The 13,227-nt window shown below is 38.4% G+C and carries 17 protein-coding genes; 7 read left to right on the top strand and 10 right to left on the bottom strand.

Annotation, left to right across the window (positions count from 1 at the left end):
* Positions 1–31: 31 nt before the first annotated feature.
* On the top strand, positions 32–835 hold the full coding sequence (pdaA, locus tag PQ474_RS17410) for a delta-lactam-biosynthetic de-N-acetylase (RefSeq protein ID WP_273845882.1): 804 nt from the start codon (positions 32–34) through the stop codon (positions 833–835).
* Positions 836–1,063: 228 nt separating this feature from the next.
* Here pdaA and PQ474_RS17405 read toward each other — a convergent pair whose 3' ends face one another.
* On the bottom strand, positions 1,064–1,426 hold the full coding sequence (locus tag PQ474_RS17405) for a GAF domain-containing protein (protein WP_273845880.1): 363 nt from the start codon (positions 1,424–1,426) through the stop codon (positions 1,064–1,066).
* A gap of 166 nt (positions 1,427–1,592) precedes the next feature.
* On the opposite strand from PQ474_RS17405, the gene rlmD reads away from it, so the two are divergent.
* Positions 1,593–2,951 (top strand): 23S rRNA (uracil(1939)-C(5))-methyltransferase RlmD, encoded by a 1,359-nt coding sequence (gene rlmD / locus PQ474_RS17400; RefSeq protein ID WP_273846018.1) that lies wholly within the window; start codon positions 1,593–1,595, stop codon positions 2,949–2,951.
* A 179-nt stretch (positions 2,952–3,130) separates the two neighbouring features.
* Complete coding sequence (locus PQ474_RS17395) at positions 3,131–4,087, top strand: alpha/beta fold hydrolase (RefSeq protein WP_273845877.1); 957 nt, start codon at positions 3,131–3,133, stop codon at positions 4,085–4,087.
* 16 nt (positions 4,088–4,103) lie between these two features.
* Here PQ474_RS17395 and PQ474_RS17390 read toward each other — a convergent pair whose 3' ends face one another.
* Positions 4,104–4,367, bottom strand: coding sequence for a hypothetical protein (locus PQ474_RS17390; RefSeq protein ID WP_273845876.1), 264 nt, complete (start codon positions 4,365–4,367; stop codon positions 4,104–4,106).
* An 89-nt stretch (positions 4,368–4,456) separates the two neighbouring features.
* Here PQ474_RS17390 and PQ474_RS17385 point away from each other — a divergent pair, with 89 nt between their 5' ends.
* Positions 4,457–5,359: an aldo/keto reductase gene (locus tag PQ474_RS17385; RefSeq protein ID WP_273845875.1), complete on the top strand. Its 903-nt coding sequence runs from the start codon at positions 4,457–4,459 to the stop codon at positions 5,357–5,359.
* A 44-nt stretch (positions 5,360–5,403) separates the two neighbouring features.
* On the opposite strand, the gene PQ474_RS17380 is transcribed toward PQ474_RS17385, so the two are convergent.
* Positions 5,404–5,586: a Rossmann-fold NAD(P)-binding domain-containing protein gene (locus PQ474_RS17380; protein ID WP_273845873.1), complete on the bottom strand. Its 183-nt coding sequence runs from the start codon at positions 5,584–5,586 to the stop codon at positions 5,404–5,406.
* Between the two features lie 331 nt (positions 5,587–5,917).
* The gene (locus PQ474_RS17375) at positions 5,918–6,163 is read right to left on the bottom strand and encodes an SDR family NAD(P)-dependent oxidoreductase (protein WP_273845871.1); all 246 of its coding nucleotides are present in this window, start codon (positions 6,161–6,163) and stop codon (positions 5,918–5,920) included.
* Positions 6,164–6,302: 139 nt separating this feature from the next.
* On the opposite strand from PQ474_RS17375, the gene PQ474_RS17370 reads away from it, so the two are divergent.
* From PQ474_RS17370 to PQ474_RS17360, 3 genes are all read left to right on the top strand, one after another.
* Positions 6,303–6,599: a hypothetical protein gene (locus PQ474_RS17370; protein ID WP_273845869.1), complete on the top strand. Its 297-nt coding sequence runs from the start codon at positions 6,303–6,305 to the stop codon at positions 6,597–6,599.
* A 25-nt stretch (positions 6,600–6,624) separates the two neighbouring features.
* Entirely contained in the window at positions 6,625–7,581 is a 957-nt protein-coding gene (locus tag PQ474_RS17365) for a 2-hydroxyacid dehydrogenase (protein ID WP_273845867.1), read from the top strand.
* 74 nt (positions 7,582–7,655) lie between these two features.
* Entirely contained in the window at positions 7,656–8,372 is a 717-nt protein-coding gene (locus PQ474_RS17360; RefSeq protein WP_273845866.1) for a polysaccharide deacetylase family protein, read from the top strand.
* A 149-nt stretch (positions 8,373–8,521) separates the two neighbouring features.
* On the opposite strand, the gene PQ474_RS17355 is transcribed toward PQ474_RS17360, so the two are convergent.
* The 6 genes from PQ474_RS17355 to PQ474_RS17330 form a co-directional block, all read right to left on the bottom strand.
* A complete protein-coding gene (locus tag PQ474_RS17355) occupies positions 8,522–8,914 on the bottom strand; it encodes an ectoine synthase (protein WP_273845864.1) in 393 nt (130 codons plus the stop codon).
* A 57-nt stretch (positions 8,915–8,971) separates the two neighbouring features.
* Positions 8,972–10,255, bottom strand: coding sequence for a diaminobutyrate--2-oxoglutarate transaminase (gene ectB, locus PQ474_RS17350; RefSeq protein ID WP_273845862.1), 1,284 nt, complete (start codon positions 10,253–10,255; stop codon positions 8,972–8,974).
* Between the two features lie 76 nt (positions 10,256–10,331).
* Positions 10,332–10,874 carry a diaminobutyrate acetyltransferase gene (gene ectA / locus PQ474_RS17345; RefSeq protein WP_390185667.1) on the bottom strand — a complete coding sequence of 181 codons (543 nt, stop codon included), beginning with the start codon at positions 10,872–10,874 and terminating at the stop codon, positions 10,332–10,334.
* A gap of 300 nt (positions 10,875–11,174) precedes the next feature.
* Positions 11,175–11,294, bottom strand: coding sequence for a YfhE family protein (locus PQ474_RS17340; RefSeq protein ID WP_273845860.1), 120 nt, complete (start codon positions 11,292–11,294; stop codon positions 11,175–11,177).
* Positions 11,295–11,360: 66 nt separating this feature from the next.
* Positions 11,361–11,915: a GNAT family N-acetyltransferase gene (locus tag PQ474_RS17335; RefSeq protein ID WP_273846014.1), complete on the bottom strand. Its 555-nt coding sequence runs from the start codon at positions 11,913–11,915 to the stop codon at positions 11,361–11,363.
* Between the two features lie 340 nt (positions 11,916–12,255).
* Complete coding sequence (locus tag PQ474_RS17330; RefSeq protein WP_273845859.1) at positions 12,256–13,164, bottom strand: TIGR01777 family oxidoreductase; 909 nt, start codon at positions 13,162–13,164, stop codon at positions 12,256–12,258.
* Positions 13,165–13,227 lie beyond the last annotated feature (63 nt).

Raw genomic sequence — 13,227 nt, 5'->3', positions numbered from 1 at the left:
ACTAACAAAAAAAAGAGGGAGAAGATGCTTGATGTTAAAAAAGACACCTGTCCTTGCTACATTTATATTTGTAGCCATTTTTTGTTGCTTATCTCCAGTCGCTTCAGCGTATAGCAATACGGTCTATAATTGGAGTTACAAGCCTGAGAAAGATAACAAACCAGTTACCACAGAGCCAGAATACTTAGATATGCTAGAAAGAGCGAATGGTTTTTTTATTGGAGATACAACCCAAAAAGAGCTCTATCTAACTTTTGACAACGGTTATGAAAATGGCTATACGGAAAAGGTGCTTGATGTCTTAAAGGAAAAAGAAGTTCCAGCCGCTTTTTTTGTAACAGGTCATTATTTAAACGATGCTACAGATCTAGTCAAACGGATGGTCGATGAAGGTCATATTGTCGGAAATCATTCGTGGCATCATCCTAGTTTACCTGGAGTAGGAGACGGTCGGTTAATGAGTGAGTTAAACAAGGTAAGAGAACGATTTACAGAGATTACAGGGGTAAAGGAGATGAATTATCTTCGCCCGCCAAGAGGTCAATTTAGTGAGCGTTCTTTAATGCTGTCCGAAAAGCTAGGCTATACTAATGTCTTCTGGTCGATGGCTTATAAGGATTGGGAAGTCGATAAGCAAAAGGGTGGAGATTATGCGTATAATCAGATTATGAAGAGAATACACCCAGGTGCAGTCATGCTCATTCATTCTGTATCTAGTGATAATGCCGAGGCTTTGCCGCGAGTGATCGATGATGCTCGTAAGCAAGGGTATGTATTTAAGAGCCTTGATGATTATATGTTCAAAAAGCAAACAGATGGATTGCCTTTTCCTTAAAGTGACGGGGTTAAGTGGCTTCTGCTCCTTAAGAATAATCATTTGTTCCTGCAGTCAATCGATTCGCAGAAAAGATTATAGATAACACGGATAAGAGAAGAAATGTGCTTAGTAAATACGGTTCGCTGATAAAAATGGTTTTTCGCAGATATCCTTAGGACTTCGCTGATATATCTAAAAAGTCGCAATAAAAATCCCGCTACGAGAGTTACTCACAGCGGGATTCCATTAATTTGCGAAGCTTTCTTGACCAATAGCAGATGCAATCGTTTCTAATGTACTAACATCTGTTACATCAAACGCGATTGGTTGTCTGCTTCGAACAACCATCATACCAATCTCTTCTTTCATCGAATTAGTGATTGGAAACTTAAGTTCTCCGTTGCATTCCCATCTAAGGTCATCTTCAAATGAAGAAGCTGCCACTAATTTGTGATCTAAATTTTCATACATATAAATGCCTACCCAATCAATATAAGGGACTTGTTCAACAAGACTTTCCACTGTCTTATCAAAAATAGAATTTAGACTTTCTTTCTTAAATACGTGCGCCATAATTTGTAGCGATGCTACATCTGTAGGTATAGACAAAATTATCTCTCCTCTTTTCGTACTTTCTTTGTCCTATTTTAGCAGATTAACACTCTTTTTCGGTCTAGTAAGTTTAGGAAGAAATGTGCGAACATGCTATAATAGGATCGCACTGAAAGGAAGGTGTTAAATATTGAAACAAAAACAAGGAAATCAAACAATTAATATGGAAATTGGCCAGCAATTTCCTTTAACGATAAAACGTCTTGGAATTAATGGAGAAGGGGTAGGCTATTTCAAGAGACAAGTGGTCTTTGTTCCTGGTGCGCTACCGGAAGAAGAAATCGTTGCAGAAGTGACGAAAGTAAGCCCACGATTTTCAGAAGCAAAAGTAGTGAAAATTCGTAAACGTTCCAAGGAGCGAATTGAACCACCATGTCCAATCTTTTCAGAGTGTGGAGGTTGCCAATTACAACATATGGAGTACCAAGCTACATTGAGGGAAAAACGAGATATTGTCAAACAAGCCTTTGAGCGTCATACGAAAATAGGCGTTGATCAATTACAACTCTTACCTACAATTGGAATGGAAAACCCATGGGATTATCGAAATAAAAGTCAACTTCAAGTGGCTAAAAGAGGCGAAAATGTACTTGCAGGTTTGTATGCGTCTAATTCACATAAATTAATTGATCTCTCAGAATGTAAGGTACAACATCAAGCTACCAATAAAGTAACGCAAGTAGTCAAACAAATTTTAGCAGATTTAAATATCTCCATCTATAATGAGCGAAAACATAAGGGAGTCGTTCGAACTATTGTCACGCGGGTTGGATTTGCAACAGGACAAGTGCAAGTAGTCCTTGTAACAAAGGATGACACTCTACCTAAAAAAGAGGCGATTGTAGAAGAGATTCAAAAAAGACTGCCTGAGGTTACTTCGATTATCCAAAATGTAAATGGACAAAAAACATCGATCATCTTTGGCGAGAAAACCGTTCATTTGGCGGGTGAAGAAACGATTGAAGAAAAGTTAGGTGATCTTTCTTTTGAATTATCGGCACGCGCTTTCTTCCAACTTAATCCTACACAAACCGTTAAATTATATAATATGGTGAAAAAAGCAGCCCAGTTATCAGGGAAAGAAAAAGTAGTCGATGCGTATTGTGGAGTGGGAACAATTGGACTTTGGCTTGCAAAAGAAGCAGCTGAAGTACGAGGAATGGATGTCATTGAAGCATCTATTGAGGATGCAAGAAAGAATGCAAAAAATCATGGCTATCATCATGTAATCTATGAAGTCGGAAAAGCAGAAGAATGGCTACCACGCTGGAAAAAGGAAGGGTGGAAACCAGATGTCGTGGTTGTTGATCCTCCTCGAACAGGCTGTGATGACAAACTATTACAGACAATCATCGAAGTGAAGCCAAAAAGAATGGTGTATGTGTCATGTAATCCATCCACCTTAGCTAAAGATGTTGATCGTTTGAGTAAGAAGGGGTACAAGGTGAAGTCCATTCAACCTGTTGATATGTTCCCGTGGACGGCTCAAGTAGAGAGTGTAACGGAGTTAGTTTGGAAATGATTTGATCCTATCGCAAAAAACGGATTAATGATAAGCCATTTGTCAAAAGGCTATTGAATTGGATTAACCAGGGATAGTAAATAGGGAAGAAAGGTAAGTCAGGATGAATATTTGAGATAAAGGCATTGCTAGTGCAAGTATGGTTTATCTTTATCTTAAGTAAACTTGGAGGTATGACTTTGGAGGACGTATCAAAACAAGAGTGTATTCAAGCGTGTATCATTAAGATTCAAACTGAGTCACTGCTATATGGACATTCATCTCCCCATATGAAAAAGTATACGGACTTTTACAAATTACCTGTACATATTTGTAAACACGAGTATGGGTACGTCGATGCAGTCGGATACAAGTTGTTTGTTCAACGATTCTGTCCAAGTAAACCGCTTAGCACCGTTTTTCTTTTACATGGCTACCTTGATCATGTAGGGTCATTTGCAACAGCCATTCATTTCCTAGTAGAAAATCAGTATGAAGTAATTGGGTATGACTTACCGGGGCATGGGCTTTCTAGTGGAAAACGTGCAACTATTAGCAAATTTGAGGATTATTTAGCAACATTACAGGTCGTTTATGATGTAGTGGTGCAAAAATCAACCAATCACCCGTTACTTGTTGCACACAGTACGGGAGCCATGATCGCTCTTGAATATGCTAAGCGTACAAAAGAAAACTTTCAAAAGATGGCTTTTGTTGCACCTCTTTTTCAACCGCATCTCTGGAAACTCTCCAGATTAGGGCTTATTCTGACTACACCATTTCTTCAATCGCTAACAAGAGTATTTCAAAAAAATTCTAGTGACCAAAGCTATCTGCTATTTACAGAAAAAGACCCGCTTCAAGAAAAACGTTTACCTGTTTCTTGGCTTCACGCTTTAAATGCATGGATAAGAAAAAATAAGCGCAGTCGCACGGAAAACCTTTCATTCTTAATGATACAAGGCAATCGAGATAAAACAGTTGATACAAGATATGGATTTAAGCAGGTACGCTCCTTGTACCCTAATAGCTCAATTGTGTTAATAGACAAAGGTCATCATCAGCTCTTAAATGAATGTGCAGTTATCAGGGAACAAACCTTTTCGATTTTATTGAGATATTTTAAAAAAGAAGATAAAAATGAGGTTCTCTCATAATTATCTTCTTTTCCAACTACTCTTCTGTGTCATATTTACTCCGGCGATTCATCTCTTCAGCTTGTCGATAAGCGTCTAACATTCCCCAAATCCACATGATAGGGTAGGTAATAAAACCAATAAAAATGAACATGAGACAGGCATTAATAAACTGGATAATCATAAAAGCAATACCTTTGCCAATTTGACCATTGTAAATTTGACCTAAGCCGCACCACAGTGCGCTTAGAACAGCAGCTAAACCAGCATTCTTGAGAGGTTGATCAGGACGTGTAGACATGTAATTTTACCCCCTTGTTAATAACCTGTTACAATTAATCGTATTATGATAGTGCCAATTTCATAACTGAAAGTTCTGAGGAGGATATTATGCAACGTATTCAATTAACGGAAGATTTATCGTTTTCTCGTCTCATACATGGTTTGTGGCGTTTAGATAGTTGGAATCAAGAGAAAAAGAAAACACTTGATTTAATCAAGTATGCGATGGAGCAAGGAATTACGACATTTGACCATGCAGATATATATGGAGGTTTTACTTGTGAGGAATTGTTTGGACAAGCGCTCTCGTTAGAACCATCTATACGTGAGAAAATGGAGCTTGTTACTAAATGTGGGATTGTTTTTGAGGCACCGGCTAGGCCACAACATAAGTCTCATCACTATAATACGTCGAAAAAACACATTATAGAGTCAGTGGAAAATTCATTAACAAATTTAAAAACGGATTACATCGATGTCTTACTTATCCATAGACCAGATCCGTTTATGAATCCGGAAGAAGTGGCCGAAGCTTTTAGACAGTTGAAAAATTCTGGTAAAGTCCGTCACTTTGGTGTATCTAATTTTAAACATCATCAGTTTACGATGTTGCAATCTTATCTAGATGAAAAGCTTGTTACGAACCAGATTGAACTTTCCGCTTATCAGTTAGAGAATATAGAAGATGGTACATTAAATCTATGTCTTGAAAAAAGAATGGCACCAATGGCATGGTCCCCTTTAGCAGGTGGGGCTTTATTTAAGGGAACTGATGAGAAAAGTGTTAGACTTAGAGAAACACTAGAGAAAGTAAAAGAGGAAATAGAGGCTTCGTCAATTGATGAAGTGGCCTATGCATGGTTACTTGCTCATCCAGCAAAGATTATGCCGCTTATAGGTTCTAGTCAAAAAGAGAGAATGGCCAGGGCTGTTCGATCTTTAGAGTATCATCTGACGTTAGATCAGTGGTTTGAGATTTTGCAAAGCTCGATGGGGCATGATGTCCCTTAATAATAGAAGGGCATCTCCTCATTGGAAGAGATGCCTATAGCTGTTTACTTAAGATAATCGCCTACATTTACTACCTTTCCATCTGGAAAATTACGAGCGGTAAGTAAACGAATGATCACTTCGGCAACGGTATTCGGAGGAAGCAACTGGCCCTCATTTTTATAGGCTTGAAAGGTCTCGACATTGATAAAGTCCGTTTTATCAGTGGAACGGATTTGTTCTTGCATAGCGGTATCCATAATGCCAGGGCCAAATGAGCATATTTGGACAGGATGAGCTGAACCGATTTGATCGGTCGCCGCATTCTGACTAAAGAGATCAAGTCCAGCTTTGGATGCCCCGTAACAGCTCCAGCCATAATGGTCCGTTTTCCAGCTCCAGACGAAATATTAATCACCCTTTTTTCACAAATGAGATCTTTCGACTGTTTGATGAATTCTGATGTTATAATGATAGGTGCGAGTAAGTTAACATTTAAGTTTGTAATAATTTCTTCAGGTAGAGCACGATCGATCGGTTTAATAGGATTAAGTAGTCCCGCATTATTAATAAGATGTATCAATTCGTATCTGCAAAACGTACCTTTGAAAAAATGCTTTGCATAAGCTCTGGAATATCTTGTAAGTGGTTTAAATCAAAAGGGAAAAATTCATAAGGTACTTTATGCTCGTTAGCTAATTTGGCTAATTGTCTATTATTTGAGCGAGCTACGCAAAGGATGCTTGTATCTCCTCTTTCAATTAACTGCTTCACAATTGCTTCTCCAAGACCTTTGGAGCTGCCAGTTACAACAACATAATTCATATAAAACCCTCCTCGGTTAAGTGAGCACTTAAAAATAGTTTATCAAAAAGAGAAGGGATTCGCTTCAAATTGGAGAAAGTTTTAGTGACTCTTAGTTAACAAGTAATTACATAAAAATATGAGGTAAAGGAGAGATGATATGGACCTATACAAAGCTCATTTTATCCATCCGCACACTCAAGTGCCACTCATCGTTTATTTTAATAAAAGTGATGGATATGTGACGTTCGAAAAAGATAATGAGGTTCTGAAGCTATTATTACAATTAGAAATAGGTCTTACAAAGGATGAAAAATTCTTGAGGAATATTAGCCAAACGTCAAATCTTTGTCAGACTCAATATCCAGTTAACTCTTTTAATGAGGTCTACCAATTTTTAGAGCAACTAGGGATAGAAAAGGAAGAGCTTACATTTAAGCAATTATTTCTTCATTAATATTTAATATTTGAGGGGTTAGAGAATGAAAATACTAATTACATGTAAATTACCTGATCAACTACTTTTACCTTTAAAAGAGAAATATGAAATTGTAATGGCAGAGACTGAAAATGAACCAATGAGTCGTAAGCGTTTACTATCTGAAATAGAAGAGGCAGACGGTTTATTTACAAATGTTGCTGATACGATTGATGAAGAAGTATTTGACCGAGCGAAACATTTGAAGGTAGTAAGCACAATGGCTGTAGGATATGACAATATTGATCTAGAAGCGGCTAAAGAACGAGGCATTTTAGTTGGCCATACACCAGGTGTCCTAACAGAAGCAACAGCAGATTTAACCTTTGCCCTTTTAATGGCGACGGGTAGAAGGCTGCTGGAGGGCATGGATGTGATTCGAGAAGATCAATGGAAAAGCTGGGGTCCATTCTTCTTAACAGGTCAAGAAATCTACGGAAAGACCATTGGAATTATAGGAATGGGAAGAATCGGACTTGGTGTAGCTAAAAGAGCAAAAGGCTTCTCGATGGATATTCTTTATCATAACCGTAGTCGAAAGGAAGAGGCCGAGGTTGAGCTAGGAGCAAGATATGTAGAATTTGATGAGCTTTTAGAGCAAGCTGATTATGTAGTACTTCTCGCTCCTTCTACAAAAGAAACTTATCATATGATGGGTGCAGCGCAATTTAACAAAATGAAGGAATCAGCCGTATTTATTAATACCTCCAGGGGACCAAATGTAGATGAAGACGCTTTATACGAAGCTCTACAATCAAATCAGATTTGGGCGGCTGGATTAGATGTGTTTCAAACGGAACCGATAGATGCTAAACATAAATTATTAACGTTAAAGAATGTCACGGCTCTTCCTCATATTGGTAGTGCTGCGATTGAAACACGAATGAACATGGCTCGTTTAGCAATCAATAATCTTGTAAACGGATTAGAAGGAAACGCTCTTGTCCATCAAGTGAAATAGCTGTTTTTTGTGTGTAATCCTATTAAACCTATAATAGGATTACTATTGTTTTTATATCGGTAATGGGAGGATATATGAAGAAGTTAATCATTATTAGTAGTATTTCTCTTACGTTGATCATAGTCCTCTGCTATGCTTTGAACGAGATATCTAGCTCTAGAACCTTTCAATTCTTTGGCGGGCTTGTTGAAAAAGTTAAGACAGAAGCTCCCATCGTAGCCTTAACCTTTGATGATGGGCCTGGTGTTCATACAGAAGATATATTAAACATCTTAAGGGAAGAGGAGGTACAAGGTACTTTCTTCTTAACAGGGAAAGAGATAGAGGCTTATCAAGAGGATGCCATAAAAATTGTAGAGGCAGGACACGAAGTCGGTAATCATTCGTATTCACATCCACGGATGATTCTAAGATCTCCCACGTTTATAAAAAAAGAAATCGAAAAGACCGATGAATGGATTCGGCAGATAGGATATGAAGGTGAGATTCTGTTTCGACCACCATATGGGAGAAAGTTCTTGTTTTTACCTTACTACCTTCACCAACAAGACAGAGAAACGATTTTATGGAACTTAGAGCCCGAAACCTATCCAGAAATTGCAGTAGATTCACAGAAGATTATTGACTATGTTGTGACAAATATTGAACCTGGTTCCATTATTTTATTGCATGTCATGTATGAAAGCCGAAGAGAGTCATTACAAGCCGTGAGAGGAATCATCGTCTCTCTAAAGGAGCAGGGGTATACATTTACAACGGTTTCTGAACTATTAAAATATGATAATCAGTAAAACGAAAAACGCGCTAGAATCACTAATATGACATATCGAGACAGTCTGTTTAAAAGAGAGAAAAAGATAACCATCTGTCGATCGACTTTAGAGAAAGTAAGGGCTCCATTGTTCATAAAAAAAGACGGCGTAAGCCGTCTTTTCTTATATTAATCTTCATCCACAGGATAAACACCATTTTCATCATGCACTTCTCTACCCGTAATAGGAGGATTAAATACACAAACCATGCGCATATCTCCCTTTTCACTTGCACGAAGTAAGTGTTCGTCGTGCTTATCTAACACATAAATTTCATCTTTCTTGATTGGCCATACTTTTCCATCAGCAAGAGTTTCTACTTCGCCTTCACCTTCAATACAATAAACAGATTCAAGGTGATTTTGGTACCAGATGTGAGTCTCTGTACCAGCTTTAATAATCGTATCGTGTACAGAATAGCCCATGCCATCTTTTTTTAGTACTAGACGACGACTAACCCAATTGCCTCCGTCTACATCGTGCTCTGTTCCAATTACATCTGCTAATTTAACTACTTTCATGTTTAAATACCTCCAATGAATTTATGTAGAGGAGTACAAGGCCTCCTCTATATATTGTTAAGATATAACTAATTCTTTTGCTCCAAGAACAGCTTTTACACTGTCCTCAATAATCTTTAGACCTTTGTCAAGACCTTCATCATCAATAATAAGTGGTGGGAAAAGCTTAAATACTTCATCCTTTGGACCGGACGTCTCCATAATTAAGCCACGCTCAAACGCTTCGGCTGCAACACTTGAAGCAAGCCCATCAATCTTAGTTTCAATTCCGACCATATATCCACGGCCTTTGGCTTCACCCTGTAGCTCTGGGTACTTAGCTACAATTCCTTCTAAGAAATTAAAAATCTTCTCAGATTTTTCTTCGATATTCTTTTCGAAACTTGGATCTTCCCAATAGGAAAGAGCAGCAGTAGCTGTTACAAAAGCATGGTTATTTCCACGGAATGTACCGTTATGCTCTCCAGGTTCCCAAATATCTAGATCAGGACGAATTAATGTAATTGCGAGCGGCAAACCATAGCCACCGATGGATTTAGACATACATACGATATCAGGTTTGATTCCTGCTTTTTCAAAACTAAAGAAGGTTCCAGTACGACCAACACCTGCTTGAACATCATCGACGATAAGCAGAATGCCCCAACGCTTGCAGATTTGCTCTACGCGTTGTAACCACTCGAAACTTGCAGCATTAATACCGCCTTCACCTTGGACTGTCTCGAGGATCATTGCAGCAGGGATATCAACACCGCTACCGCCATCCTCTAGGAAACGCTCGAGATACTCCAGAGTGTCGAGGTTGTCGTTAACAAAGCTATCATAAGGCATTGTTACAACATTTTGTAATGGAATTCCGGCACCTTTACGCTTGAAAGCATTACCTGTAACGGAAAGTGCTCCAATGGTCATTCCGTGGAAGCCATTTGTGAAACTAATAATGTCTGTGCGACCAGTTACTTTACGAGCTAGCTTTAACGCACTTTCAACGGTATTGGTTCCAGTAGGACCTGGGAACATGATTTTATAGTCAAGATTTCTAGGTTTTAAGATTACTTCATTAAAGGTTGTTAAAAATTCAGCTTTGGGAGCTGTAGCCATATCTAGTGAATGTGTGATGCCATCACTTAAGATGTAATCAACTAGTTTTGCTTTCATCATTGGATCATTGTGACCGTAATTTAGCGCACCAGCACCAGAGAAGAAATCAATGTATTCTGTACCTTTCTCATCCCACATTTTATATCCTTTTGCTTTTGTAAAAACAGTTGGAAAACTTCTGATATAGCTACGTACCTCTGATTCAAGTTTCTCAAAAATGGTAATATCCGTTTGACTCATATTCATTCTCCTCCTATATTACCCATACGGGGTAATGTATATATTGTTTTTCACTAATCCCTAGTCTTACTGTGTGTTATCTCTTTTTGATAGGACCTACACGGAAGGTTAGTTCTTCTTCATGTCCTTCTTCAGGGAATAAGTCCTCAGAAAAACATGCACTTACTTCACATTCAGTATGATAACTACGGGCTAAGCGGCGAAACAACGCTTGAGATGCTTCATTTGACGGAGTTACAGTTGCTTCCACATATTCAACTTCCTTGCAACCAGATCGGCTAACAAGTTGATGTAATAACTGAGAAGCTAAGCCCTTTCCTCGTTGCGAAGCATGAACTCCTATTTGCCAAACGAAAACTACATCTTGTCGCTCTGGAGGAATGAAAGCAGTGACGAATCCAACAAGTTGATCGTTTTCTTTTGCGACAACACACGTTTCTGCAAAAAATTCACACATCATAATGTACTTATAAGCAGAATTTTGATCGAGTGTTGACTCATTTACTAATTCCCACATTGCCGCACCATCTTCAACAGTCGGTTTCTGAAAGTGAACCGCACCTGTTTTTGAAGGAGCGGGAGCCATTTGACTTTTAATGTCGGTGTCCCCCTTCAACATTCTTTTTTGTTTACTTTATAATAATAAGGGGAGTCTGTGAGAGACGCAACTTAGCTTAACAGGGATTAATTAGCAAAAGGAAGGCTTAGATGGGATTAAGGTACATAAGGGCAATCATTGCTGTAAATGCTTCCGAATGGTTAAGTTTTCTAACTAATTGAAATAGACAGACCAAGAAGTGAAGAAGGAAACCCCAATACAAGAGGGGTTATGAGGGAATTCAAAAAATTGGTTAGAAACACAAAAAAAGAAAACAACCTTCAAAAAGGGCTGTTTTCTCGCATTTAGGCAGTGTCTAAGTTACGATTTACTACGATTTGCTGCTCGATCAGCCGCTCTAAACTCTGATCCATAGTTCACTTCTTGAGCTTTTCGTAAGGTTTTGCGTTCATCTTGACCGCGACGTTTCTTATTATCCATACTGACCACCACCTTCTAAAGGAATAGTATCAGTATGGTCCAATCTTAATCATGCTAACCATCTATTTAAGCTTCTTTTATTTCTAATACTTCTTCTTGCTCTGTTCTCATTAGATGCAGGTGATACTGGTCTTTTTCAATTTGAAAGAGATTGTATACATCGCCGTTTGCATTAATTTGATCGTAGACATCACGTCTAAACTCATTAGCGATCGTGCAATAAGGAAGTTTACTAGCAGCCATGTAGGAACGAACATTTTCCTTGCGAATTCTCATAAATACCGTTTGAATATCACATGTGAAAAACAATTCATCAAAGAAAGCATCCTTTGCGATTTTGTTATACCCTTTTCCAAAGTAGGGCTTTCCGATCCAAGTTCCTAAAAAACCACTATTGTTTGAGATATCAAATAAATTAATCGTACCAATGGGTGAACCCCACTCATCAACAATGGTGCGGGAGATGAGCTCGCCGCGTTCTTCTGCTTCAATTGTCTGTTTTGTTAAGAAGACAAACTCATCATATGAATATGCCTTTTGACGAACAAATGGAAACACAGCCGGGTCCACTAACAATTCGAACAAAGCATGACAATCAGCGACGTCTCTTTTTTTCAAAATCACAAAAAGCCCTCCTTTTTTGATGAGGGCAGAAAAAGTCGCTCCACCCTCGAATTTAATAGTCGTTCATATCAAATTCGGGGTGGGAATCGAACCCACTAGAACCAGCTTTGCTGGTGGCGCACCAATTGCCTTCCCAATGCTTATATATTGGTTTATAAAGCGATAATGGGGATTCTAGCGTGTTTATGTTAGCTTAATGTATTTATAAGGATGAAATACGCTCATATACTCTTGAATCCTTTTATATATTAAATGTTTTTTTGCAAAAAAGATACCTCTTTTTAATAAATTTTTCGTGAAAAAATCTCCCAATTTTATTAATATTATTAAGAAATTTCTAACTGTTTAATAAATTCGATAAAGCTGGTTCTAAAGAAGGGTGAAGAAAGGTATAACCAGCTGTTTCAGCTTTGTGTGGCAAGACTTTTTGACCATCAAGAACGAGGGTGCTCATCTCACCAAGTAAAAGCTTTAAAGCGAAAGAAGGAGCTGGTAGCCAATAGGGTCTACTTAATACATGGGCAACGATTTTTCCGAAATCATTCATCTTGAGTGGGACAGGTGCAGTTAAGTTAAAAGGACCTTTAATTTCACTATGTTCAATTGCGAAAGTAAACATCTTAACCACATCATCAATATGAATCCAGCTTAACCACTGCTCTCCTGAGCCAAGAGGTCCTCCGGCAAAGAAACGAAATGGTAATAGCATGCGTGTCAAAGCTCCTTCAGCTGAGTCGAGCACAACGCCTAACCGACAATAAGTGACTCTTACTCCATAAACGCTTGCTGCCTCAGCTTCTTGTTCCCACCTTTGAACGACTTGAGATAAAAAATTCTCCTCGACAGGTTTTGATTCTTCAGTGAATGTGTGTGTTAATGAATGACCGTAATAACCAATTGCAGATGCGTTCACAAGAACTCTCGGTTTGATTGGAAGGTCTTCAATAAGACGAACCATTGATTGAGTCGATTGAATTCGACTTTGGAGAATTTGATCCTTACGTTCGGATGTCCATCTGCTTGCACCTATTGACTCGCCAGCAAGATTAACAATTGCATCAACTTGGCCTAAGGACTTTGCTGGCTCTGTCCCATCGGTTAGCCATTCAATATAGGTCACATTTGGTTTTGCTGGTTTATTTGATGCATCTCTTGTTAGAATGTAAATAGAATGACCGACACTAATTAAATGATTTGTTAGCTTTTGACCAATAAAACCCGTTCCACCTGCTATCGCAATTTTCATTTCAAATCCTCCTAGTCGTTTTAACCATAGTGTACGTTCTATCAAAGGATCTTTGCAAAAATA

Source organism: Halalkalibacter alkalisediminis (assembly GCF_028610705.1).
GTDB lineage: Bacteria > Bacillota > Bacilli > Bacillales > Bacillaceae_D > Halalkalibacter > Halalkalibacter alkalisediminis.
This window is presented reverse-complemented; position numbering and strand designations above follow the sequence as displayed.

What these genes read in the sequence shown, in the direction of transcription:
- ectB (WP_273845862.1), bottom strand. Translation starts at nt 10,255, where the DNA reads ATGAGTCAAACGGATATTACCATTTTTGAGAAACTTGAATCAGAGGTA.
- PQ474_RS17375 (WP_273845871.1), bottom strand. Translation starts at nt 6,163, where the DNA reads ATGAATTATGTTGTTGTAACTGGCAGCTCCAAAGGTCTTGGAGAAGCA.
- rlmD (WP_273846018.1), top strand. Translation starts at nt 1,593, where the DNA reads ATGGAAATTGGCCAGCAATTTCCTTTAACGATAAAACGTCTTGGAATT.
- PQ474_RS17330 (WP_273845859.1), bottom strand. Translation starts at nt 13,164, where the DNA reads ATGAAAATTGCGATAGCAGGTGGAACGGGTTTTATTGGTCAAAAGCTA.
- PQ474_RS17385 (WP_273845875.1), top strand. Translation starts at nt 4,457, where the DNA reads ATGCAACGTATTCAATTAACGGAAGATTTATCGTTTTCTCGTCTCATA.
- PQ474_RS17355 (WP_273845864.1), bottom strand. Translation starts at nt 8,914, where the DNA reads ATGAAAGTAGTTAAATTAGCAGATGTAATTGGAACAGAGCACGATGTA.
- PQ474_RS17380 (WP_273845873.1), bottom strand. Translation starts at nt 5,586, where the DNA reads ATGCAAGAACAAATCCGTTCCACTGATAAAACGGACTTTATCAATGTC.
- ectA (WP_390185667.1), bottom strand. Translation starts at nt 10,874, where the DNA reads ATGTTGAAGGGGGACACCGACATTAAAAGTCAAATGGCTCCCGCTCCT.
- PQ474_RS17390 (WP_273845876.1), bottom strand. Translation starts at nt 4,367, where the DNA reads ATGTCTACACGTCCTGATCAACCTCTCAAGAATGCTGGTTTAGCTGCT.
- pdaA (WP_273845882.1), top strand. Translation starts at nt 32, where the DNA reads ATGTTAAAAAAGACACCTGTCCTTGCTACATTTATATTTGTAGCCATT.
- PQ474_RS17370 (WP_273845869.1), top strand. Translation starts at nt 6,303, where the DNA reads ATGGACCTATACAAAGCTCATTTTATCCATCCGCACACTCAAGTGCCA.
- PQ474_RS17340 (WP_273845860.1), bottom strand. Translation starts at nt 11,294, where the DNA reads ATGGATAATAAGAAACGTCGCGGTCAAGATGAACGCAAAACCTTACGA.
- PQ474_RS17365 (WP_273845867.1), top strand. Translation starts at nt 6,625, where the DNA reads ATGAAAATACTAATTACATGTAAATTACCTGATCAACTACTTTTACCT.
- PQ474_RS17360 (WP_273845866.1), top strand. Translation starts at nt 7,656, where the DNA reads ATGAAGAAGTTAATCATTATTAGTAGTATTTCTCTTACGTTGATCATA.